This is a genomic window from Bacteroidota bacterium, from assembly GCA_030017895.1.
Taxonomy (GTDB): Bacteria; Bacteroidota; Ignavibacteria; order UBA10030; family BY39; genus JASEGV01.
The window spans coordinates 24,363-47,293 of sequence record JASEGV010000003.1 but is presented as its reverse complement, the minus strand read 5'-3'; the positions used below and the strand labels follow the sequence as shown (position 1 = coordinate 47,293).

25 protein-coding genes and 1 tRNA gene are annotated in these 22,931 nt (G+C 38.3%); 9 read left to right on the top strand and 17 right to left on the bottom strand.

The genetic code is table 11. From position 1 onward, the window contains the following. Positions 1-12 precede the first annotated feature (12 nt). The 9 genes from dctP (at position 13) to QME58_01235 (ending at position 4,952) form a co-directional block, all read left to right on the top strand. Positions 13-1,020: a TRAP transporter substrate-binding protein DctP gene (gene dctP, locus QME58_01275; GenBank protein ID MDI6802460.1), complete on the top strand. Its 1,008-nt coding sequence runs from the start codon at positions 13-15 to the stop codon at positions 1,018-1,020. Next, positions 1,017-1,535: a TRAP transporter small permease gene (locus QME58_01270; protein ID MDI6802459.1), complete on the top strand. Its 519-nt coding sequence runs from the start codon at positions 1,017-1,019 to the stop codon at positions 1,533-1,535. Before dctP ends, QME58_01270 begins: the two co-directional genes overlap by 4 nt. Then, complete coding sequence (locus QME58_01265) at positions 1,535-2,815, top strand: TRAP transporter large permease subunit (protein MDI6802458.1); 1,281 nt, start codon at positions 1,535-1,537, stop codon at positions 2,813-2,815. The genes QME58_01270 and QME58_01265 overlap by 1 nt, the downstream gene beginning before the upstream one ends. A 96-nt stretch (positions 2,816-2,911) precedes the next feature. Further along, a complete protein-coding gene (locus tag QME58_01260) occupies positions 2,912-3,067 on the top strand; it encodes a hypothetical protein (protein MDI6802457.1) in 156 nt (51 codons plus the stop codon). Beyond that, positions 3,064-3,279 (top strand): hypothetical protein, encoded by a 216-nt coding sequence (locus QME58_01255; protein ID MDI6802456.1) that lies wholly within the window; start codon positions 3,064-3,066, stop codon positions 3,277-3,279. Before QME58_01260 ends, QME58_01255 begins: the two co-directional genes overlap by 4 nt. 233 nt (positions 3,280-3,512) lie before the next feature. Beyond that, positions 3,513-4,013 carry an IS3 family transposase gene (locus tag QME58_01250; protein ID MDI6802455.1) on the top strand — a complete coding sequence of 167 codons (501 nt, stop codon included), beginning with the start codon at positions 3,513-3,515 and terminating at the stop codon, positions 4,011-4,013. Between the two features lie 144 nt (positions 4,014-4,157). Further along, on the top strand, positions 4,158-4,574 hold the full coding sequence (locus QME58_01245) for a hypothetical protein (GenBank protein ID MDI6802454.1): 417 nt from the start codon (positions 4,158-4,160) through the stop codon (positions 4,572-4,574). 11 nt (positions 4,575-4,585) lie between these two features. Then, on the top strand, positions 4,586-4,738 hold the full coding sequence (locus tag QME58_01240; GenBank protein MDI6802453.1) for a hypothetical protein: 153 nt from the start codon (positions 4,586-4,588) through the stop codon (positions 4,736-4,738). Between the two features lie 13 nt (positions 4,739-4,751). After that, the gene (locus QME58_01235; GenBank protein ID MDI6802452.1) at positions 4,752-4,952 is read left to right on the top strand and encodes a heavy-metal-associated domain-containing protein; all 201 of its coding nucleotides are present in this window, start codon (positions 4,752-4,754) and stop codon (positions 4,950-4,952) included. A gap of 545 nt (positions 4,953-5,497) precedes the next feature. Here QME58_01235 and QME58_01230 read toward each other — a convergent pair. From QME58_01230 to QME58_01150, 17 genes are all read right to left on the bottom strand, one after another. Continuing rightward, positions 5,498-7,381 carry an outer membrane beta-barrel protein gene (locus QME58_01230; GenBank protein MDI6802451.1) on the bottom strand — a complete coding sequence of 628 codons (1,884 nt, stop codon included), beginning with the start codon at positions 7,379-7,381 and terminating at the stop codon, positions 5,498-5,500. A 31-nt stretch (positions 7,382-7,412) separates the two neighbouring features. After that, positions 7,413-8,126 carry a TonB family protein gene (locus tag QME58_01225; GenBank protein ID MDI6802450.1) on the bottom strand — a complete coding sequence of 238 codons (714 nt, stop codon included), beginning with the start codon at positions 8,124-8,126 and terminating at the stop codon, positions 7,413-7,415. A 2-nt stretch (positions 8,127-8,128) separates the two neighbouring features. After that, entirely contained in the window at positions 8,129-8,530 is a 402-nt protein-coding gene (locus QME58_01220) for a biopolymer transporter ExbD (protein MDI6802449.1), read from the bottom strand. Further along, the gene (locus QME58_01215) at positions 8,527-9,207 is read right to left on the bottom strand and encodes a MotA/TolQ/ExbB proton channel family protein (GenBank protein MDI6802448.1); all 681 of its coding nucleotides are present in this window, start codon (positions 9,205-9,207) and stop codon (positions 8,527-8,529) included. Before QME58_01215 ends, QME58_01220 begins: the two co-directional genes overlap by 4 nt. Before the next feature lie 17 nt (positions 9,208-9,224). Then, entirely contained in the window at positions 9,225-10,832 is a 1,608-nt protein-coding gene (locus QME58_01210) for a TonB-dependent receptor (protein ID MDI6802447.1), read from the bottom strand. Further along, positions 10,829-13,852: a tetratricopeptide repeat protein gene (locus tag QME58_01205; protein MDI6802446.1), complete on the bottom strand. Its 3,024-nt coding sequence runs from the start codon at positions 13,850-13,852 to the stop codon at positions 10,829-10,831. Before QME58_01205 ends, QME58_01210 begins: the two co-directional genes overlap by 4 nt. Positions 13,853-14,025: 173 nt before the next feature. Beyond that, positions 14,026-14,445: a hypothetical protein gene (locus QME58_01200; GenBank protein ID MDI6802445.1), complete on the bottom strand. Its 420-nt coding sequence runs from the start codon at positions 14,443-14,445 to the stop codon at positions 14,026-14,028. Next, positions 14,442-15,374 (bottom strand): quinolinate synthase NadA, encoded by a 933-nt coding sequence (gene nadA, locus QME58_01195; GenBank protein ID MDI6802444.1) that lies wholly within the window; start codon positions 15,372-15,374, stop codon positions 14,442-14,444. Before nadA ends, QME58_01200 begins: the two co-directional genes overlap by 4 nt. After that, positions 15,371-15,511 (bottom strand): hypothetical protein, encoded by a 141-nt coding sequence (locus QME58_01190; GenBank protein MDI6802443.1) that lies wholly within the window; start codon positions 15,509-15,511, stop codon positions 15,371-15,373. The genes nadA and QME58_01190 overlap by 4 nt, the downstream gene beginning before the upstream one ends. A gap of 54 nt (positions 15,512-15,565) precedes the next feature. After that, positions 15,566-16,240 carry a deoxynucleoside kinase gene (locus QME58_01185; protein ID MDI6802442.1) on the bottom strand — a complete coding sequence of 225 codons (675 nt, stop codon included), beginning with the start codon at positions 16,238-16,240 and terminating at the stop codon, positions 15,566-15,568. Between the two features lie 4 nt (positions 16,241-16,244). Next, the gene (gene folK / locus QME58_01180) at positions 16,245-16,760 is read right to left on the bottom strand and encodes a 2-amino-4-hydroxy-6-hydroxymethyldihydropteridine diphosphokinase (GenBank protein MDI6802441.1); all 516 of its coding nucleotides are present in this window, start codon (positions 16,758-16,760) and stop codon (positions 16,245-16,247) included. 2 nt (positions 16,761-16,762) lie between these two features. Beyond that, on the bottom strand, positions 16,763-17,134 hold the full coding sequence (gene folB, locus QME58_01175) for a dihydroneopterin aldolase (protein MDI6802440.1): 372 nt from the start codon (positions 17,132-17,134) through the stop codon (positions 16,763-16,765). 55 nt (positions 17,135-17,189) lie between these two features. After that, positions 17,190-18,887, bottom strand: coding sequence for a glutamine--tRNA ligase/YqeY domain fusion protein (locus QME58_01170; protein ID MDI6802439.1), 1,698 nt, complete (start codon positions 18,885-18,887; stop codon positions 17,190-17,192). A gap of 2 nt (positions 18,888-18,889) precedes the next feature. Continuing rightward, on the bottom strand, positions 18,890-20,347 hold the full coding sequence (gene gltX, locus QME58_01165) for a glutamate--tRNA ligase (protein ID MDI6802438.1): 1,458 nt from the start codon (positions 20,345-20,347) through the stop codon (positions 18,890-18,892). A gap of 104 nt (positions 20,348-20,451) precedes the next feature. After that, positions 20,452-20,540: transfer RNA gene (locus QME58_01160), tRNA-Ser, on the bottom strand. 280 nt (positions 20,541-20,820) lie between these two features. Next, complete coding sequence (locus tag QME58_01155; GenBank protein MDI6802437.1) at positions 20,821-21,891, bottom strand: hypothetical protein; 1,071 nt, start codon at positions 21,889-21,891, stop codon at positions 20,821-20,823. Between the two features lie 6 nt (positions 21,892-21,897). Beyond that, a complete protein-coding gene (locus tag QME58_01150) occupies positions 21,898-22,917 on the bottom strand; it encodes a PorV/PorQ family protein (GenBank protein ID MDI6802436.1) in 1,020 nt (339 codons plus the stop codon). Positions 22,918-22,931 lie beyond the last annotated feature (14 nt).

Sequence of the window (22,931 nt, the reverse complement as noted above, 5' to 3'; positions counted from 1 at the left end):
ACCGGAGAAACTTTGAAAAAATATATCTTATTCCTTTCAATTTTTATTATATCATTAGTGAACGCACAACAATTTACAATTAAATTTGCGACACTCGCTCCCGACGGGACTACCTGGATGAATGTTATGAGAGAGTATGATGCTGCGATTCGAAAAGAAAGCGGCGGCAAACTCGGTTTCAAACTTTATGCTGGAGGTGTGCAAGGCGATGAAAAAGATGTGCTGCGCAAAGTCCGTCTCGGACAATTACACAGCACCGGTATAACCGGAGTTGGCATCGGCGAAATTGCACCCAAAGCACGGATTCTCGATTCTCCCTTCCTGTTTAAATCTTACGATGAAGTAGATCATATCTACAACAAATTTGATCAAGAATTTACATCAAGTTTTGAAGATGGCGGCTATATTTTGCTCGGTTGGGCTGAGGTTGGCTTCGTCTATGTTTTTACGAACGTTCCAATCAACAAAAAAGAAGATATGAAGAATGTAAAAATGTGGGCGTGGGAAGGCGACCCGATTGCTGAAGCAGCTTTCAAATCGTTGGGTTTGAATCCGATACCTCTTTCGGTTACAGATGTTCTTACTTCACTGCAAACAAAATTGATTGATGGCGTTTATACATCGCCTCTTGCGGCTTTAGGACTTCAATGGTGGACTCGAGTGAAATATGTTTTCACACTTCCCCTTGCCGATGCCGCCGGTGCTGTGGTTATCTCCAAAAAAATGTATGACCAACTGCCAAAAGATTTACAAGAAATTCTTTTACGAAACGGCAAAAAATATATGGCGAAGTTAACACGACTTTCACGTGAAGACAATGCAAAAGCACTTGAGACTTTAAAGAAAAATGGAATAAAACAAACATCCCCCGCATCCGATAAATTTATTATTGAATACGAAGATATTGGAAAAATAGCCCGTCGCTCACTGGTGAACAAACTTTACTCTTCTGAATTCTTAAATAGAATTGAACAATCCATTTTAGATTATAGGAACTCGAAAACCAAATCGTCTCAATGAAATTCCTCCTGCAAATCAGCAATTCTATCTCTACAGCAGAAAAATCGCTTGCTGTAATTTTGCTTGGCTTGATGATTCTGCTTTCATTTTTGCAAGTAGTACTTCGGAATGTTTTTTCAACCGGTATTCTTTGGGTCGATCCGCTGCTTCGAAATTTCGTACTCTGGATTGCATTTTTGGGTGCATCGCTTGCAACTCATAACGAAAAAAATATTAATGTCGATATCTTCAGCCGCTTTCTTCCCGAAAGAAGGCGGCATTTTGTAAAAACCGTTATTTATGTTTTTGCTGCCGTAGTCTCTTTTTTCCTTCTGAAAGCTTCCTTGACTTTCTTATTCGATGAGTATGCTTCAGAAACTATTTTATTCACTATCGGCGAAGTAAATATTTTTTCTTGGTGGATGCAGCTTATTGTTCCAATCGGATTTGGAATGATGCTCTTCCGTTTCTTCCTTTTTGCTCTTCAATATTTTATTAAAGCTGTATTTCCTCAAACCACGAAAGTCGTTAGTTAATGGAAACAGTCTTAATCGTTATTGCAATTCTGTTACTCGCTTTATTCGGTTCTCCTCTTTTTGCAATCATCGGGGCAATTGCATTACTCGCTTTTCATTCGGCGGCTATCGATATGTCCGCCGTGATTGTGGAACTTAATCGTTTAGCAAGCTCACCTACATTAATTGCAATTCCGTTATTCACTTTCGCTGGTTATGTTTTAGCAGAAAGTAAATCGCCGCAACGGATAGTCGGTATAGCGCGTGCTTTGTTCGGTTGGTTCCCCGGAGGTTTAGCAATTGTTTCATTAGTTTCCTGTGCCATTTTCACAGCTTTCACAGGCGCTTCGGGTGTTACCATTATTGCACTCGGCGGTTTGCTTTACCCGATTCTGCTTAAGGAAAACTATCCCGAAAAATTTTCACTCGGATTGATGACCACTTCAGGGAGTTTAGGTTTGCTGTTCCCTCCAAGCTTGCCAATTATTTTATACGGGCTTGTTGCAAAAATCAGCATCGACAAATTATTTGTAGCCGGCTTCGTCCCCGGTATGATATTGCTGATTGTCCTCTCAGTTTATAGCGTCAGGCACGGAATAAAATCGGAAATTCCTAAAATTCAATTCACTTTTAAAAATTTATTTGAAGCATTTAAAAACGCCGCATGGGAAATACCACTCCCTTTTATTATTATTGGCGGAATTTACGGCGGCCTTTTCACTGTTACCGAAGCGGCTGCTATTACTGCTTTTTATGTTGTTGTAGTCGAGGTATTTATTTATCGCGACCTGAAATTATTTAAAGATGTTCCCAAAATAATGCAGGATAGTATGGTGCTTGTCGGTGCTATTCTAATTATTTTAGGAACCGCATTGGGTTTAACCAATTATCTGATTGATGCCGAAGTTCCGATGAAACTATTCACATTTATACAGGAACTTATTACGAGCAAAATATTATTCCTGATTCTGTTAAATATATTTTTATTGATAGTTGGGATGATGATGGATATCTTCTCGGCAACGATTGTTGTTGTTCCGTTAATCATTCCGATTGCATTAGCTTATGGCGTTGACCCTGTTCATTTAGGAATAATATTTCTTGTTAATTTGGAAATCGGTTATGTAACTCCACCGGTTGGATTGAATCTTTTTATATCAAGTTACCGTTTTCAAAAGCCGATATCCGAAGTTTATACTTCAACACTCCCCTTCATTTTAATCAGATTGATTATTCTGATTCTCGTTACATACATCCCGCAGTTGAGTTTGTATCTCGTGAATTTATTGGGGATTCAATGAGTAGATAATTTAGTTATTAGTTAATGGTTCTTGGTTTCGGTTGTCTTGTCCTGAAATAGGTTGACACAAAAAACGATAAAAGAAAGGACAAGACAGATGTATAAACAAAGGATATGTCATAGATACAGTCAAGCATTTACTATATCAGAAGCCAGGGCAGTGTATGATATACTTGGCGGCGCAACTATACAGACATGGTTACAAAAACTTGGTAAAACACATTTACTCAACAAAGTTATCCGATACAAATGAAAGACGAAAAAGATAAAATCAAAGAATTAGAGAGGCAGAAAAGAGAACTTGAATCTGCTTTAGCACAGGCACAGTTGAAAATCATTACATTAGAATCAACTATCGAAGTTTTGGAAGAAAAAGCAGATACTAAATTAAAAAAAAGGACCGACACAATATCGTTGAATGCAGCATCCGAGACAATCGATTTCACGAAGGAAAATATACAGTAACAGTAGTGTGTCATATGCTCAAGATAACCCGACAAGCATTTTACAAGTACAGAAAACATCGTGTTGAATAAGAACTCGAAGAAGAGATAATTGTCCAGATGGTAAAGGAGATACCACATGATACAGAATGATTTAAATCGTTTGCCATCGAAACCCGGTAGAGATAAATTCTTTGATATATTACGTAATAACGGGCTTTTGGTACAGCCGACTAAACGATACACCATAACGATTTGATAAAGGATATTACAGTTACTCGACCGAACGAAGTATTTGTTTCTGATATTACGTATCTTCGATTGAGCGATGGATTTTGTTATTTGTTTTTGGTTACCGATGTGTATTCGCGTAAAATAGTTGGATATAATCTCAGTAAAAGTCTTGCTGCTGATGGAGCAATCTGTGCGCTCAAGATGGCATTGAATAACCTTCCAACTGTTGAAGGACTGATACATCATTCGGATCGTGGTTTTCAATATTGTTCTGATAAATATGTACAACTGCTTGAGCCACGAGATGCGAAGCTCAGTATGGGTAAAGCAGGCAATCCGTATGAGAACGCTATCGCTGAGAGAGTGAATGGTATTTTGAAAACCGAATTTTTTCTGAATATGGCTTTTATCAGTGTTCAACAAACCATGCGTGCTGTTAAGGAAGCAGTGACTTTGTATAATGATCTTAGACCATATATGAGTATCGGATATATAACTCCGTCGTTTAAGTATGTTGCATAATGAAGTTATCAACATATCAACAAAAGAAAGAAAATCATTATTAACCTTGTCAACTTTTTTCAGGACAAGACACTATGGACTAAAAAACCAGAACTAAAAAGTAACAACCAATAACTTACTAAAACAAAAATAAAGGAGTAACAAATGAAATTACGTAATCTGTTGGTCCTGTTAGTGATAATATTAGTATCAGGTTCAATACTATTCTCACAAACTGAAACAAAGAAAACCGATGCAGCAAAAGAAAAACAAAAATCCTGCTGCCCAAGTGATAAAGCTGCAAAGACTGAAGCTAAAGTAGAAGCCAAAAAATCAGATTGCACATCAAAAGATGCAACACACAAACATGAAGCCGGCTCAGATTGTATGCGCAAAGAAGCTCAAGTAGATGGGAAAAAATCGGATCGCACAAGCAAGGAAGCCAAAGATGCGAAAAAAGAATGCGACAAGGGCGACGACTGCTGCCAGAAAACAGGTGTGAAGAAATGCGACGATAAATCGAAAGATGGCAAACACGAATGCCCAGATAAAACTGAAACTAAAGACACAAAGAAAAGTTGAGGAATTAATAAATGTATCAATATATTGTTCTTTCGGTATTGTTGATCAGCTTGTTGGCTGACTGCGGGCAGAAACAAGCCGCCCCAGGCGGCGAACAATCAGTAGCCGTAAATCTCGAAACTACAACCATCAGCAGACCATCAATTATGTGCGGTGTGTGTTAGCACAATCGAAAAAGTGGTCTCAGGTGTTGACGGAATCGAAAACGTAGAAGTTGATCAGGAAAAGAAAACTACAACTGTAAAATTCGATAAAGCAAAATTAGAAATTGCCTCACTCGAAAAAACAATTTCGGATGCAGGTTACGATGCAAACGATACACCGCGCAACCGTGAAACATACGACGCATTACCCGGTTGTTGCAAAGATGGTAAATGATTTCGAAATACGAAATCCAAAACTTAACCGAAAAACTACGCCAATGTTTAACCCAGAAAACTTATTATGAGAGATTAGTTTCTATTAAACCCGTTAGATAATTTTCTTAGTAAGGTTAATTATATCAAAAAATTGTTAATATCTAACGGGTTAAACTTTTTCCTAATGAATTTTTAGGGATAATTTAAAGAAGGCAGAATTCCAATATGTAACTTGAAATATCTCATTTTCTGTTAGGCAAGTAATTCCCGCATACTATCAATGATGGAGTTACGTACAAATAAACCTTCTTCTCCCTTTCTTGATAAGATTTTTCAGGATGTCTTTCAAATGGTAATTGCGATAATAGGTTATCCAAAAAGTAAAATTTTCCATCTGCGTGAACTTGCCGAATGCTTATTTCAGCTCATTTTCATCTACCAACAAGCTCAATATCCGAGACCTTCGTACTAATATGAAAGACACACCGAAACTTGCCCGCACGGCAGGCTTCGGTGTGCCCGCAATGACCGTAAAAATTATTGTTTAAACATTAAAAAAACGTTTTATGGAACGATATCAATAATAACAGTGCGATTATAAAACCGTTCTTCGGGTAAATTATTTTCGAACGGTGAACGACGAACATCTTCGCCAAAACCATAAGTATCGAATTTTACATTCTTTTTGCCGGCTTTGTTTAACTCACGCTGAATTACATTCATCGCATCGCTTGCACGGTTACGCGATAAAGTAAGATTGTGGCTCTCTTCACCGATTAAATCAGTATGACCGTGAATTACTACATTTGACCCAGACGGAATTTTAGGAACAACTGTTTCAGTTAAAAACTTATCATACGTTGCAACAGTTTTTGATTGGTCGAACTCAAATAATATACTGAAACGGAGTCCGGTTTGATCCTGTGGACCTTCGGAACGGGCAAGTCGAATTCTTTGCTCTTTGGTAATTGATGCACCGTTTTTTGCCTGACCAATCATAACGATTTTGTAATCACCTTCTTCAGCATCACCTAATATTGCATTGCCGCTGATTCTTTCCTGGTTTGCTTTGAAAGGTCCAAAATTTTTCACTTTGCCTCTGTTGTCGGTTACTTCTATGCTCCAAGAAGCTAATATATTTTCGGAACCTGCAACAGTGAACAACACATCGGCATCAATTGGGTCTTCCTGCAACGCCATAATTTTTACGGGTAGAAGCAATTCTAAATATTTTGAAGTAATATCAACGCGATTATCTTCAGCGGTTACTAAATTTAATTCGCGTGTTCCACCAGGTTGATGCGAAGGTATTTCAGGTTTCGTTTGTCCAAGAATTCCAATCCGTTTTGCATCGATTCCAAATATATCTACCAAATAATTTTTTAATGATTTTGCCATATCCAAACCTGTTTCATTTCCTTTTTTGGATGCACCATAAAGGGCGATTTCTGTATTTGGATATTTTCGCATCCGGTCGCCTAAAACGTTCAACACATTATAATAAACTTCCATTTGTCGTGCTGAACGCCCCGCCGCTTGTTGCGGCTTCGGCTCGAATAAATGTTCTTCTCTAAAATTATTTGCAGCATCAGAACTTAATTGAATATAACGTTTTGGAATTTTTGTCGAGCCATCATCGAAGAAAACAAAATTTCGAATCGGGAATGTTTCAGCTACGCTGCGGGCTTTCGGAACTATTTGGGGTGAACGAACCGAGAAAGTTACATCCTGTTCGGCACGTTGACGTGGAATTGTCATGCTTCCGAATTTAATTGCTGCACCAAAACGAATAGTTGTTAAATTCCATTTTTCAATTGTACGGACACCTTGTCCGAAATGAACTCCGATACTTGGCGATAATTCAACCTGCCATTCTTTTTCTTTTGAAGTTAATGGAATATCATAACCGACGCCTATCTGTCCGCCGAACAATGTTCCTCGCACACTGCTGAAATCTCCTTTATTATTTTCTGTTGGTGTTTGATATTCAAACGATTTTGAAACATTAAAACCAAGTTTAGGTCCTAAAAATAAATAGAATCCTTCGCCGGCTGGATTGAAACGAAGATTCGGTTCAATCGAAATATAATTTAACGATGCAGAAAGTTTATTTGCACCGCCGGAATTTACTTCGTTAAAATCGGCACCTCTGCCATCGTAACCTAAATTCAGGAAACCACCCCACATTACAGTCGGGCGATACTCGATCAAGCCACCAATGTATAAACCGGCGCCTGAGCCTTTTGTAAAAGCTGATGGTGATGCTTGCAATTCATTAAGTTTTGTAATATCTGAACTATAAATGTTATAGTTCAAGCCCAGACCTGCACCAAACCACCAGTGTGGACGGATACCCTCGTCTTGGGCAAAAATGTTTAGCGATAATGTTAGTGTAAAAATTAAAAGTAACGCAATTAATTTGAAACTTGATTTTGTTTTTTGATTCATTTAATTATTCCTTTTTATGTTTATAAGATTATTATTCCAACTTAAAAATAAATGTTATTTTACCGGTTTGTGGAACTTGATCGTATTGAGCCGGAAGTGGATCGAATCGCCAGGTTCGAAGAGCCGAAATAGCTTCACGTTCCAACGTTTCATCGCTTCTACGAAGCGGAACTATTCCGGTTACAGTGCCATCGGGTAAAACTGTAAACTGCAAAGCAACCGGCATTTCTTTATCAGTCCCTTCGGGATAGACAGGCATTCGTCCGCTTAAAAGTTTTCGGAAACCAACTCCCGACCATTCGATTGAGTAACCGGTTGTTTTTCCGGCGCCTGCTGCTGCCGAGCGATCAACTTTCGGAACTTTAGCTTTTGTTGGCTTTTCAGTTTCTGTACGGCGTTTCTCCGCTATCTCGCGTTGCTTCTTTGCCTTCAATGCTATCGCTTCTTCCGATTCACTCTTCATCGCAGGTAAATCAACTTTCGGTTTTTCAGCTTTTTGACCCGACTCAACCGGTTGTTCGGTTTTTTGCTGGGGTGTTTCTGTCTTCTCTTCAACTGTACTTTGATTTGGTGCACCGCTACTGCTTCCCCACTCAAGTTCAACCAACTCAAGCGGCTTTTGTTCTTTAAAGCCAAACAGTGCTAAAATTATAAAAAACAAGATGTGGAACAGCAATGTACCGGTTAAGGAAGCAATTTTCGTTTGCTTCTCGTCAAGTTCCAATATTTTTACACCGTTTGCCAATTTTATTTCGCAGACTCTGTTGCTATAAATAATCGGGTTGCACCGATTCCTTTAGAAATATCCAAAACTTCAACCACTTCTTCAAGCACTAAGCTTTTATCGGCTTGAATTACAATTTGATGATCCTGTGTGAAGACAGCTTTCAACGCATCAGCTAATTGGTCTTTGGTTACCTGCTTATTTTCGACGAACAATTTTTTATCCTTAGTCATGGCTATAGATATGGTTTTCCGTTGTGGAGGTTGCGAGCTTGTTGCAGCCGGAAGTGTAACATCCATTCCCCGCAGCACAGTGTAAGTTGAAGTCAATAGAAAAAAAATAAGGAGCAATAAAACTATATCAGTCAGCGAAGAAAAATGAAACACGCTCAAATATTTTTTATGTCCTTGAAATTGAAAGTTCATTTTATTACCTCCGTTTGTTTTGTCCTGATTTTTATATCACAGCTTGTTGGATTTACAGAAACGTGCAATTCTTCTTCGATAACATCAAGAATTTCGCGACCGACTCGTTCCATTCGCATTGCAATTTCTTGAGTTTTAGCGACGAGCCAGTTATAAGCACCATAAGCGAGTATTCCAACGAATAAACCAAATGCGGTTGTTATAAGAGCTTCCCAAATACCATCGGCTAATTCAACGGGTGATGCCTGACCGCCTGTTGCTGCAACCGCCTGGAAAGTTGTTATCATACCTAAAACGGTACCTAAAAAACCTAACATTGGCGCTATACCAGCGACCGAGGCAAGTATTCCTAAATGTTTTTCGAGTTGTGCGATTTCTTCACGACCCTGGTCTTCGATTGCTTCGCGGACTCGTCCGGGATTGTGATGAACTTTTTCGAGTGCCGCGAGTACAACTCTTCCCGATGGCGAGCGATCTTGTATTGCAAATTCTTTTGCATGGTCTAAATCCTTCTTCCCCAACATCATTCTCAAACTCATCTCGAATCTACCGGATGACGGACGTGAACGCCGTAATGTTAAGTATCTTTCAATTACAATATAACCGGCGGCAATTGATAAGAGAAGTATGAAGTACATCATAATACCCCCTTTGTAGAACATCGTCAGTAAATCCATTTTAAAAATCCTTTCATTTATAAAGAATATTGAAGTTTTAGGCGTAACCTGATACCGGGTGCTTTGTAGCCATACCACCAATCGTATGAAGTATTTAAAATATTTTCAACATCAAACGAGAGAACAGTCGATTTGAAAACATTCGATGAAACCCCGGCGTTCAATAAAAAATATCCGGGTAATTCGTCAGAACCCACACTTCCGATTTTACGGGATGAAAAATAATCTGCCGATAGCCAAATTTTCATTGGAATATTTAGGTTCATCTCGCCACGACTGTTTAATTGTAAACCCGGGATCATCGGCAGACGCACATTTGTGGAACGCTCATTGATTGATTGAACTATCCCGTTCAGAAATATTTTTGCATTCTGCTGAATTATCATCGAACTATTAAACTTGAATATGAACTGTCGTGTATCGGTATATTTTAAATTTACTAATCCATCTTGAACAAACGGAAACTGAGTATCGTCAGCTTCTGCAAAAGAAATTGTTGCATCGTTTGTAAATATCCCATAAGAATATTTTGTGCTTAGCCCGAAATGAATCGGTTTGAATTCGTTCCGCAAAACCATCTGCCGGATGAGGTAAGGATTTTCAATCGAACGTTTTATGTAAGAAGCCGACGAAACATCGGGTTCCAACCAAGCTGAAAGAGAGAAATTTGTGAAAGCATCCCACCGTAAAATAGCAACAGGAAATAAAAATTTTTGATCGCCCCCATCCGAATTAGCTCCGTAAACATACTTTAATCCTGCTATCGCCGATATATTTTCAGAAAACTTAAATTGTGCGGTAGTAGAAAAATTCAAGAGTCCCGGCGACTCAACAGGAATTTGATAATCCAACGATGAGGTCTCGAATGAAAAACGACTCATGAGGCCAACTGAAGCTACATCGGCAGCGGCTGAAGCATTAACAGAGGGAGAAAAGACACTTGCCTCGTTTGCATTATCGCTGATGGTGAGTGATGCCAAACCAAGACCAAGATTAAACGAAACGGGCTTAAATTCGGATGAAATTATTTGAGTATTAAAATCAAACAAACGACGTGTTCGTTCAATTGAATAATTTTTAAAACCGAATATACCAAACTTATCTCTCAAAAATTCGGTGTTTGCAGCGATACGGAAACTTTTTAAAAAATTGTTATCTGTGTAAATGCTGGAACTCCAATCGCCACCAACCAGGAATTGTGAAGCATCCGCATTTTTTACATGACCGTTTGTAGTTCCAAAGCCAGCGCGGATCGATGCTTCCCATGAAATATCAGAATAGCCAGCAGTTCCAAATAGATTCAAAGTTGAGTAATTGCCGGCAGCACCTTCGATGTATGCCCGCCACGGTTGCACACTTTCTTTGTATTGTGCAAATCTTCCGGCTGTAACCGGTACTCTAATTCTCTCACCTAAAATTGAAGTGTCGGCATCTTTCGCTTCAAAGTAGTCGATAGTTAACATTTCTCCCTTCCGCGCAAATGGTAATACGACTGCTTTCTTTCCAACGATCGTAATTTCAGGAATATCAAGCTTTGGCATTTCTTTCGGTTTATCTTCTTGTTGAGAAAATAAATTATTCAAACTAAAAAGCAAAACAATTATCAACACATTTATATACTTCATCGTCGTAATCTCCTTAATCTATCTTCAGCATCTTTTTTTACAATCGAATCGACCGGATTGTTAATAATTTGCTGATAGGCTTCACGTGCTTTTGTGCGGTCGTTTAATCGTTCGTAACATTCACCGGTACCAAGCAATGCCCGTTCTAATAGTGCCGGATATTGTGCAAATCCTTCGACCACTTGGTTGAAAGCTTCGAGAGCATCTTTCGGTCGTTTAAGTAACAGATAATTTTCGCCCATCAACAATAAAGCTTCCACAGCAATGTCATCACTCAATCGTGTAATAATTATTGTTAATGTATCGTTCGATGCGTTGTATTGTTTTTGGATTTGCAACATACGTGCAATCTGCAAACGACTTCGATGTGCGAAAAAATCGTTAACGGGTGCTTGTGCTATAATTTTATCAAATTCTTTACGTGCGTTTGCCGTTTCCTTCAAATTCAATAGCGAGATACCGACATTATATTGTGCTTCCCAAATCAAGTTTGAGTTAGTATAACGTTCAGCTAAATTTTTGAATTGAGTAAGCGACTCCCGCCACTGCTTCATTTTTTGCTGAAGATAACCGATTGCAAGTATCGAAGATGGGGCGTGTTCACTTTCGGGATTTTCAGTATAAACCCTCTCGAAATATTCAATCGCTTTTTTATGATTGTTTTCGAATTCAAACGACCTGCCTAATTGAAATAATGCTTTGGCTCTCACGGTTTGATTTGTTTGTAAATTTAGAATCTTCAAATATTCGATGGCGGCTTGTCCAAAACTACCTTGACTGAATAAAATATCTCCTTTTCTTAAAAGCAACTCATCCGTACCGCCAGCTTCAGATTGGTCTGAAATGATTGCATCTATTGCGGCTAATGCTTCAGCCGATTTTCCCTGAGCTTGATAAGTGAATTGCAATCCGTTTATAGCATCAGGACGTAAAAGACTTTTTGGATAATCCTTGATAACCCGCTCATAATAAATTCTTGCACTGTCGTATGTTGCTAAATTATAGAAAGCATCTCCTTTGTTCAACAAAACACGCGGCATAAGCTGGCTCTCGGGATAATTCGTTTCAAAGATACTGAATTCGTCGTTCGCCAAAGTGAATTGTTCGTTCGAAAAGAACGCCCAACCGATGTTGAATTGAGCCACTTCAACAAATAACGAATTAGGGAAGCGGAGGAGAAAACGCCGCAGATGTTCGATCCCGCGCTTGATATCGCCTCGCTGTATAAATGATAAGCCCAACTGAAACGCTGCATATTCAGCCAACCGTGGGTATTTATGGTCGTCAACCAACGAACTGTAGATTTGGCTTGCTTTGTCGTATTCACGCAGAAAGAAATAACAATCGGCTTTACGGAGCGATGCTTCGATGACCAAATTACTATTAGGGTTATCTTTAATAAACCGATCGAACGCTGAAATTGCCTGCCTGAATTTCTTTTGTTCGAACAACGACCAGCTAAAACCATACAGTGCATCAGTCTGTTTAGGATGTTTAGATGATAAAATATTTATTGCTGTTGAAAAAGCATTTTCAGCATCCTCAAATTTGGCAGCTTGATATAAAGCTTCACCTCTCCAGAGATACGCCTCAGCGATGAGTTGATGTCGGGTAAATTTTCTAATGAACTCAGAAAAATTTTCAACACTGCTGCTGAACCTTCCAAGATGATATAATGCGATACCTTCCTGTAAAAGTGCTGCCGCAGTTAATGTATCGGAAGCCGAATATTTTTGAACTTGTGCAAATGCAAATTGTGCATTTGATAAATCGCCTACTCTCAAGCTTGCCTCGCCTAACATACGATACGCTTCAGCACGGATTTCGCTTTTGGGAAATAGCCGTGACGCAATTTGAAATTGCCGCCTCGCTTCATGAAATTGTGTAGCACGATATCGAATCATTCCAATTAGATAATAGGCATTGTCGGCATAATCATCGTATGGAAATTTTTCAATTAATTTTTCAAACGCTTCAACTGCTGCGGCTGTGCTGTCGGTTAGTACCGAAATAGTTCCGATTTGATATAAGGCATTTTGAGCAAGTGAATCGGCACCCAGACTAATAGTACGAAATTCTTTTAAAGCATTTGCGTAATCGTTTGCTTTTAGGTAACTCCATGCTAATCCGTATCTTGCTTGTCGGGCATAAACTCCGAACGGAAAATATCGTAGTAATTCAGTGTAATACTTTTGAGCATTCCTGTAAGAACCGATGTAATACTCAGCTTCTGCAAAGAAAAAAAGCCATGCGTTTTTTTGCTTGGTTGTTAGTGTTGTAACAGTATTCAATTGTTCAATTGCACTTCCGTATCTTTGTGTGCGGATATAAAGTGCGGCTAAACGAATTCTTGTATCTGTCATTAACTCGCTTGAAGGATAGTCTGTTGTTAATTTTAATAACTGTTCAATAGCAGGATTTATTGCGTTCTGTTTTTCATAAACCCGTGCCCACAAGAAAAGAACATCATCTTTCCCGATACTTTTGCGCGTGAGAAAATTAGCATTATAAAATTCAAAAGCATTTTGGACATCCGATTCAGCATCTATAAGATTATCCAATTCGTATTCAGAAGCTGCTTTCCAATAATATGCTGCGCCTGTAAAAATATTTTTTGAATCGGATTTGATTAGTTCTTTGAAAGATTTCACTGCAGGTTTAAAACGGGCAGAGTTATATGCTGCTAAACCGTAATAAAAAAGTGTTGTGAGATATTGGTTGCCTGATACTTTTTGGTGAAACAACTCTTCGCTAGTCTGATAAGCGTCTTCGAACTTTTCTTGTTCGATAAACGATTGAACGAGTAAGCCGAGTGCCTCAATCCGATTCTCTGATTGTGGCAATGCTCGCAGGTAGTCTTCTAAAAGCCACTGAGCTTTCTGAAAAAGTCCTGCATCGTTTAACTGTCGGGCTTCATCGATTACACTGAATTGTGTTGATTTTTGATCGAGCAGAGGATGCTGAGCGAAGGCAAAATCCAGAGATATTGCGATGATGACTAATAAGGATAATATTTTCATTTTAATTATCGAATTTTGTTATAAATAAAAGGGTCGGATGCTCATACGCCTAGCCCCGTTATTCTGTTTCATTAAATGTAACTTACAGTAATATAATACAATACAATTATCTTTTCAAGTAAATATTTAGAAAAATCGCTTGGGAGGGAAAATAGAATCTTTGATCAGTTTTGTTAGTAAACGGTAATATTTAGAGTATCTGAAACAAATCTCTTATATTTGCTTTGAAGCAACATGACTGTTTTATAATTACCTGCGAAATAAGTGAACCAACTTGAATATGTCCGCCGAGCCTGTTGAAGTGTATCCGGCAACGCATAAATGATTACGGTTTTTCCTGCCCCTGGAAACATAATGTCTGCTGGGACGAGCATTTGAAGAGTGTCTATCATTCCATAGAAAGTACCTGTATATTTAACAGTCAACGCATCTATGCCGGTGGTTTTATCTGCTGTAAGAACGAGTCGGGGAAACTGGTCATCGATGTACTCGGTCGATTTCTCTTTGCAAGAGAAAAATATGATTGAGGTAAGAAAAATAGTATATCCAAAATAAACTACTAATAAATATCGTTTCCATTTTGTAACCATCACAGACTCATCTCGAGCATCCTCTGAATTGGCATCAAGGCATGTTGGCGGAGGTCTTCACTGATTATAATTTCGGGAGAACGGTTTTTCATGCATAGATAAAGTTTTTCCATAGTATTCAGTTTCATATACGGACACTCGTTGCACGAACAACTTGAATCGTTAGGAGGGGCAGGGATGAATAATTTATCAGGACAATATTTTTCCATCTGATGGATTATACCAACTTCAGTTGCAACAATGAATTCTTTATCAGAAGTTTGGCAAACATACTTAAGCAAACCGCTTGTTGAACCGATGAAATCGGCTTCGCTTAAGAGCGATTCTTCACATTCAGGATGGGCGATGAGTTTTGCATTCGGATGCTGGGCTTTTAACTCTATAATTTTCCGTTCGTTAAATGTTTCGTGAACAATGCAGCTCCCCTGCCAAAGCAACATATCTCTACCGGTTTTTTTAATCAGATACTTCCCTAAATTTCTGTCGGGTGCAAATATTATCTTTTGACTTCGGGGAAGTTTGTCAATAATTTTCTCGGCGCTGCTCGATGTGCAAATAATATCGCTTAATGCTTTAACTTCAGCAGTCGAGTTGATGTACGTGATTACGAGATGTCCGGGATGTTGTTCTTTGAAAAGTTTAAAGGCATCAGCAGGGCATCCTTCGGCGAGCGAACAGCCGGCTTCTAAATCGGGGAGTAAAACTTGTTTGGTTGGACTTAATATCTTAGCAGTCTCAGCCATAAAATGAACACCCGCAAAAACAATAACATCTGCATCGGTTGCAGCAGCTTTTTTGGAAAGCTCAAGACTGTCGCCGACGAAATCGGCTATATCCTGAATTTCAGAGAATTGATAATAGTGGGCTAGGATTACTGCATTCAGTTCTTTTTTAAGTTTTAAAACCTCATCTTCAAAATTTATTAAGCTCATGTTTCTTTGTTCTTATCTTTATCGGTGATGTCTTCATACTTCGCGTCTTCGACGTTCTCGAATGGATATTGTTTTACCTGCGATTGTTTATTAGTAGTACGACCTTTATCGAATATTCTACTGATAATTTTTATCACTCTCCAAAGAAAATAGAGGGTGAGCAATATTAAAATAAAACGTAACAAACAAATCTATCCCTTCTTTCGGATTGGGTTATAATATTCAACGGCGGCTTTATCGGGGCGGAGGATTTCAGCTACAAGTTCATCGAAATCCTGTTCGTTATTCACAAAATCCATCCCTGTTGCGTTCACGATCAACAGAGGTGCTGCTTTATAACGGAAAAAGAAATAATTGTAGGCTTCATTCAAGTCGCGTATATAATCGATCGCCATATTTTTTTCGATATCACGGTTCCGCTTTTTAATGTTCGACATCAATCTCTCGACACTCGACTGAATATAGACTACCAAATCAGGTGTAGGGATATTGTGTTCCATACTACCGATTAAAGTTTCGTATAGTTTTAATTCATCATCAACAAGATTGAGATAAGCGAATATTTTATCTTTCTCAAAAATGTAATCGGTTACAAGAAACCTATGAAACAAATCAGCTTGAAACAATTCTTGCTGCTGCTTATATCTGCTCAGCAAGAAAAATATTTGAGTTTGAAAAGCATAGTGCAGCGGGTCGTCATAAAATTTTGAAAGAAACGGATTTTCTTCAAACTTTTCCAACACCACCTTACCATTTAAAATATTGCCTAACTTTACAGACAAACTTGTTTTTCCTGCTCCGATAACCCCTTCGATTGCGATGTGCCTGATATTTGATTGTTCGATAAGTGAATTGATGTCTAACAATTTTCTATCCTTCTCGTTTTGTGTGATTGATTGTTAATGAATGAGTTGTCCGCATAACTAAACTTTTGTCGCGACAGTGTCTCAAAAGTGAAATCATCGTTTTACCGATGATAGGATGAACCGCCAGAGGAGCAATTTCGCTGATTGGTTCAAGTACAAATCTTCTGCGTTCTAATTCCGGATGTGGAATCGTCAAAATGTTATTTTCGAACGACCAGCCGTGATAAAATAAAATATCGATATCTATTGTCCTTGGATCCATATGAGAACGTTTTTTTCTGCCTAATTTAGTTTCTATTTTTTGTATTTTATTCAAAAGGTCAAGCGGATAAAATTCGGTTTCGATTTCGATAACAGTGTTATAAAATCTCTCCTGGTTGCTAACGCCCCAAGGTTCTGTTTCATAAATTGATGATACTAATTTTATCAGCGAAATTTTATTTAATTCTTTCAGAGCTTTTGAAAGAAAATTCAGCCTATCCCCGATATTCGAACCAAGACCTAAATAAACTCGAAACATACTTAACTTCGTTCTCGTGATACTATTATTTCAACATAATCTACAACACCCTTTACAGGTGGATGCGGTTTACGTAAGAAAACAGTTACATAATTAATGCCCTGATGTGTTCGTAAAATCAAATCGGCTATCGTATTGGCTAATGTTTCTAAAAGAAAATATTTTTTGCCGTTTATAATATCTTTAATTTGTGCATATACAGTTTCGTAATCAATTGTATCTTTTAAATTATCTGTTTCTATTGCTTTTGAAAAATTTGTATGCATCTCAATATCAACTTCAAATTTACCGCCGAGCCGCTGTTCCTCTTTATCGGCTCCGTGGTATGCATAAAATACTGCGTTTTTGATTCGGATAATATTTTGAGATGTCATACTTACTTAAAAGTTTGAAAAAATATATTACTTTTAAAAGTAATATGCAAGGTAATTAAATTGTTTTTTCGATTTTAGCCCATGTATCTTTAAGGGTTACTGTGCGATTAAAGATTAGCTTCCCATCTGTTGAATCGTAATCGGCACAGAAATAACCAAGTCGTTCAAATTGGTATTTATCTTTCGGCTTAGATAGGATCAGACTTTTTTCTAATTTACAATCTGATAATATTTCAAGAGAATTCGGATTGAGTGTATCTTTCCAATTATCACCCCCGGGATTAGCGACGTTGAACAAACGGTCGTACAGTCTTACCTCAGCATCAACGGCAGAATTCGCCGATACCCAGTGAATTGTTCCTTTTACTTTACGTTGGCTATTGAGAGAACCGCTCTTAGTTTCCGGATCATAGGTACAATGAATTTCTGATATATCGCCATTTTCGTTTTTAATTACATCCACACATTTTATGATGTAAGCATAACGAAGACGGACTTCATTACCGGGTGAAAGTCGGAAATATTTTTTTGGCGGGTCTTCACGGAAATCATCTTGTTCGATGTACACTACTTTCGAAAAAGGAATATTCCGTGTTCCCATACCTGGGTCTTCAGGATTGTTTACGGCTTCAAGTTCCTCAACCCGTTCATCCGGGTAATTTAGTATTACAACTTTCAGCGGACGCAAGACTGCCATAACACGCATAGCATGTTTATTCAAATCCTGCCTCAAGCTATCTTCGAGCAGCGCTACGTCAATCATATTTTCGCGTTTTGCAACACCAATACGGTCGGCAAAATGATGCAAGGATTCAGGAGTATATCCGCGGCGCCGCAAACCGCATATTGTCGGCATACGAGGATCGTCCCAACCTTCAACATAACTTTCTTCAACAAGTTGGAGTAATCTTCTTTTACTCATAACGGTGTAAGATAAATTGAGTCGCGCAAATTCGATCTGTTGAGGGTGATGAATACCAAGTTCATTTATGTACCAATCGTAAAGTGGTCGATGGTCTTCAAATTCTAATGTGCAAATGGAATGTGTTATACCTTCTATTGAATCGGATTGACCATGCGCCCAGTCGTATGTTGGATAGATGCACCACTTATCACCTGTACGATGATGCGTTGACCTTAATATCCTGTACATAATCGGGTCGCGCAAGTTGATATTAGGAGCCGACATATCTATTTTGGCACGCAGTGTTTTTGAGCCGTCGGCAAACTCACCTTGACGCATACGGGTAAATAAAATCATATTTTCCTCGACAGGACGATTTCTAAACGGACTATCTTTACCGGGTTCAGTAAGAGTTCCGCGATAATCGCGTATTTCATCGGCAGTTAAATCGCATACGTAAGCTTTCCCTTTATTAATCAGTTGAACAGCGTACTCATACAACTGTTCAAAATAATCAGAGGCATAATATTCTCTATCCTTCCAATTGAATCCTAACCAATGAACATCTTCTTTAATCGAATCCACATATTCAACATCTTCTTTGCTCGGATTTGTATCATCGAAACGCAAATTACACAGTCCATTATAGTCGCGTGCTATTCCGAAGTTTAAGCAAATCGATTTAGCATGACCGATGTGCAAATATCCGTTAGGTTCAGGAGGGAAACGAGTATGGACTCTTCCGTTATATTTGTCAGTCTGCAAATCTTCATTAATAATTTCGCGTATAAAATTTGTTCGAGCAGCAGTTTCGCCGTTGTTCTCGATTTTATTTTTTTCGTTACTCATTTTCAAATTTTTATTTTATTGATTGCTGTTTCGATTCTCGTAGTAACTTCTTCTTTGCCTAATATAAAAAGAATATCGTAAAGTCCAGGACCTTCACCCACTCCCGACACAGATAATCGTGTCGGATGAATCAGTTTGCCGGCTCCGATACCCAACTGTTCTGCAGTCTTTTTAAGGGTTGATTCGTAATCCTCTTTTGTTGGATTTTGCAGAAGTGAATATTCCTTTATTAATTTAGACAATTGGTTCGGGGTTTCTTGTTTCCAATGCTTTTTTAATACAGTATCATCATACGACTGCGGTTGTTCAAAGAAGTAGCTGCTTTTTTCTAAAATACCTGAGACATAATTTATTCTAACACGCATTGCACCGATTACATTTGCTAAATACTCATCCGATAAATTCAAATCTTTGTATTTAGAATTTACTAAAATGTCTTTCAATATCGGAACTAAATCTTCATTCGATTTTTGATGAATGTGTTGGAGATTTATCCAGTTGAGTTTTTCTATATTGAATATAGCGCCGGCTTTACCAACGCGTTCGAGAGAGAACTCTTTCACTAATTCATCAAGTGAAAAAATTTCTCGTTCATCGCCTGGATTCCATCCGAGGAAAGCTACAAAGTTAAGTAAACCTTCTTTCAGATATCCTTTTGTCTTATAATCTTCGACAGCCACATCCCCCTGCCGTTTGCTTAATTTGCTACGGTCGGCATTCAACAAAAGCGGGAGATGCGCCAGTATTGGAATTTCCCAACCGAAATATTCATACAATAAAATATGTTTGGGAACACTCGGCAGCCACTCTTCACCACGAATAACATGCGTTACCCTCATCAAATGATCGTCAACAACATTTGCTAAATGATATGTAGGATAACCATCCGATTTTATCAAAACCTGTTCATCAGTTAAGTCGCTTGCGATTTCTACTTCCTCGCGTATTAAGTCGTGAAATTTGATGATGCGGTTTTCGGGAACTTTCATACGAATGACATACGAAGTTCCATCTGCTAAATTCTTTTCGATATCTGATTCTGAAAGTTTGGAACAGGTTTTATCATACTTTGCAAAAGCGCCTGTTCCTTCTAAGTCATCTCTCATTTTTTCAAGTCGTTCGCTTGTGCAGAAACAATAATAAGCTTTACATTCCTGTACAAGCTGTTCTGCATATTTTCTATAAATATCAAGCCGTTCGGATTGAATGTAAGGACCAGAATTTCCACCTTTCTTCGGACCTTCGTCGAATTCTAAACCAGCCCAGCGTAAAGTGTCGATCAGATTTTCGACCGCCCCTTCAACATAGCGAGTTCTATCAGTATCTTCAATGCGGAGAATAAAAACGCCATTGTTTTGACGAGCAAAGAGATAGTTGTATAACGCTGTTCGCAAGCCACCAACGTGAAGATAACCGGTAGGACTTGGAGCAAAGCGGACACGGATTGTTTCTGATATCATTATAAGATTTTATTTTACGTTGAATATTTTCGATTTAAAAATACAAATAAGTTATTAGTAAATCAAGATAACAAAAAAGGGTGATTCAATTGAATCACCCTCAGCGGAGAGGGAGAGATTCGAACTCTCGATAGCAGTTTCCCACTATGACGGTTTAGCAAACCGTTGCCTTCAGCCACTCGGCCACCTCTCCGGATGGGAACAGTGCTGAACTCAGTACAAATCGTTATTAATATATTAAAAGTGTCTTTAATATCAAAATTTTAATCTGTTTTGTAATACTGTCTTACTTTAAAACCATATTTCTCGTTTCAATTACTTTATAATTGAAACGGACCTCTCGGTCACCTCTCCGGATGGGAACAGTGCTGAACTCAATACAACACGCTCTTGTACTGTTTACGATATTCGTGTAAATAAAAAACCTCTCCAATTTTATATCGAAGAGGTCTTTCATAACATATATTTATTTATTATCTATCAGTACTCAATCGGAATCTTCTGATTATATTATTACCACTATCAGAAATGTAAAGAGTCTTGGTCATAAACGCTGCACCTTTTGGAGCTTTTAGGAGATTCCCTTGTCCGGACGCCGCTATTTTCCCGTTACCAAATGATTCGGCTTTGTAAAGACCTCGCCTGTCGAACTTAGTTACAGTATCAGTAGCCTGATCAATAATAAAAATATCAAGTCTGGAACGATCTATAGTTACTGCAGAAGGTTCGATAAATCTTTTTGGTCGCATAAATTCCGATGGTGTTGTAAATTTTGGCAACCAACCTTCGAAGTCATAACTTTTTTGATAAACCATCCACAAGGCTCCGTATGTCATTCTTCCATCAACAGAACTTTGTATTAGTATAAAATCGTTACTATTAGGGAATGTTACTAATCCTGTCGGTCTTAAAATATCCACAATTCCGGATCCTTCACGAGTTGCTAAATCACCTAAGGGAGTAATTAACTTATCATTTTTATTAAACCATAATACACGACTATCAGGGTCAACAAAACTTGTATTATCGGGACCGTCACGTGCAATTAGATATTGGTTTTCTCTCAAAATACCAATTCCACGATATCGTCTTTTGGGTTTTGCAGGTTCTTTGAAGATAGTATCGACAACAGCGGTATCAAGATTATGCTTCGCTTCATACAGATGAATACGGAACAAACCACCGATAGTGTCGCCGGTTGCTACTCGGATAATTTCGCCTGATACTAATAAATCCAAACGAAGATCTTGAGCAATCGCAATAGGTCTTAGCATCTTAATTGTACTCAATATTATCCCCGCTTCGTTCATTTGAATTATCCGATTGTTGTCTGTATCTGCGATATAAAGGAGCTGGTCGTGCCCCGCAAGAATCGCCGTTGGATTGTTGAATCCTTCTAATGCTGGGAATATTTCAACATACGAGGTGTCCCCTAAATTTATAATCGTAGTTGTTGGGAGAGTTTCTGAATCAAACTTTTCCTGACAGCCGATAATTAGAATTAATGATAAGCTGATTAGTACAAATAATTTTGTTAATTTCATAAGACTTTAATATGTAAAATTTAATGATATTCTGTGAATGCTGCCTAACCTGTTAAAATTAGAATAAGCATAATCGACATCAATTTTTGCAATACTGATTGGTACTTTCACGCCGGCTCCTAAAGAAATATCCTCTTCCGAAGTTCCATCTTTGCCGAATATACTTTCGCCGATTGTTCGTTTGACTCCTGCCCGGATGAAAAACATTTCTTTCCAGCTATACTCGCCACCGAGCCGAATATTTTCGGCATTGTCGTTTGGATGATTTAATTGAATTGAGGTTGTTACACGGTGCATTTCAGTTTGATAAGGTTCAAAAGCAATACCCATTTTAAAAAGTGTGGGAGGTGAATAGGATTGAAAATTCGTTATCTTATTTCCATCATACAATTCAACTGTACCTGAGGGAGAAACATCGCCGCCGAAATTTGATACCACGACCGCAAATCGTACTGAACCTAAACCAGTCCAGTAGTAAGTACCTATATCAACTAAAACGCTTCGCATCTTTAAAATATCTAAAGTTTCTTCTACATACTTAACAGTTGCACCGAAGCTGAACTGACTTGTCATTTGCCTTGAATAAGTTAAACCAACTGCTATATCGCTGTATTTAAAATACCGTCCTGTTCCGAAAGGATTTGTTTCGTTCGTGATTGGCATATCATCTGTGCTAAGCGATAAAACACTCAAACCAATCACATCGGATGAGGATAATTTGTAAGCAGCCCCGATGAAATCGTGATTGATGTCGGCAACGTATTGTGTGTGTGCCAAGAAAACTTGATGTCCCGGAAGGTAAACCAAGCCAGCAGGATTCCAAAATAGTGCCGATGCATCGTTAGCTATTGCCACGTAAGCATCGCCGAAAGCAGTAGCACGGGCACCCACTCCAATTTTTAAAAACTGGTAAGCTGAAATACCCACACGCTGCCCGCCTAAATTAGGAATAAGTTGAGCATTGGTAATTGAAGTAAATAATGTTACTGATAATAGATATTTTATTATTTTTGGAATATGCTTCATGAAATTCACTCTCA

What these genes read in the sequence shown, in the direction of transcription:
- QME58_01240 (MDI6802453.1), top strand. Translation starts at nt 4,586, where the DNA reads ATGTATCAATATATTGTTCTTTCGGTATTGTTGATCAGCTTGTTGGCT.
- QME58_01215 (MDI6802448.1), bottom strand. Translation starts at nt 9,207, where the DNA reads ATGGATTTACTGACGATGTTCTACAAAGGGGGTATTATGATGTACTTC.
- QME58_01210 (MDI6802447.1), bottom strand. Translation starts at nt 10,832, where the DNA reads ATGAAGTATATAAATGTGTTGATAATTGTTTTGCTTTTTAGTTTGAAT.
- QME58_01245 (MDI6802454.1), top strand. Translation starts at nt 4,158, where the DNA reads ATGAAATTACGTAATCTGTTGGTCCTGTTAGTGATAATATTAGTATCA.
- folB (MDI6802440.1), bottom strand. Translation starts at nt 17,134, where the DNA reads ATGACATCTCAAAATATTATCCGAATCAAAAACGCAGTATTTTATGCA.
- QME58_01255 (MDI6802456.1), top strand. Translation starts at nt 3,064, where the DNA reads ATGAAAGACGAAAAAGATAAAATCAAAGAATTAGAGAGGCAGAAAAGA.
- QME58_01170 (MDI6802439.1), bottom strand. Translation starts at nt 18,887, where the DNA reads ATGAGTAACGAAAAAAATAAAATCGAGAACAACGGCGAAACTGCTGCT.
- QME58_01265 (MDI6802458.1), top strand. Translation starts at nt 1,535, where the DNA reads ATGGAAACAGTCTTAATCGTTATTGCAATTCTGTTACTCGCTTTATTC.
- QME58_01260 (MDI6802457.1), top strand. Translation starts at nt 2,912, where the DNA reads ATGTATAAACAAAGGATATGTCATAGATACAGTCAAGCATTTACTATA.
- QME58_01205 (MDI6802446.1), bottom strand. Translation starts at nt 13,852, where the DNA reads ATGAAAATATTATCCTTATTAGTCATCATCGCAATATCTCTGGATTTT.
- nadA (MDI6802444.1), bottom strand. Translation starts at nt 15,374, where the DNA reads ATGAGCTTAATAAATTTTGAAGATGAGGTTTTAAAACTTAAAAAAGAA.
- QME58_01230 (MDI6802451.1), bottom strand. Translation starts at nt 7,381, where the DNA reads ATGAATCAAAAAACAAAATCAAGTTTCAAATTAATTGCGTTACTTTTA.
- QME58_01155 (MDI6802437.1), bottom strand. Translation starts at nt 21,891, where the DNA reads ATGAAATTAACAAAATTATTTGTACTAATCAGCTTATCATTAATTCTA.
- QME58_01150 (MDI6802436.1), bottom strand. Translation starts at nt 22,917, where the DNA reads ATGAAGCATATTCCAAAAATAATAAAATATCTATTATCAGTAACATTA.
- folK (MDI6802441.1), bottom strand. Translation starts at nt 16,760, where the DNA reads ATGTTTCGAGTTTATTTAGGTCTTGGTTCGAATATCGGGGATAGGCTG.
- gltX (MDI6802438.1), bottom strand. Translation starts at nt 20,347, where the DNA reads ATGATATCAGAAACAATCCGTGTCCGCTTTGCTCCAAGTCCTACCGGT.
- QME58_01270 (MDI6802459.1), top strand. Translation starts at nt 1,017, where the DNA reads ATGAAATTCCTCCTGCAAATCAGCAATTCTATCTCTACAGCAGAAAAA.
- QME58_01220 (MDI6802449.1), bottom strand. Translation starts at nt 8,530, where the DNA reads ATGAACTTTCAATTTCAAGGACATAAAAAATATTTGAGCGTGTTTCAT.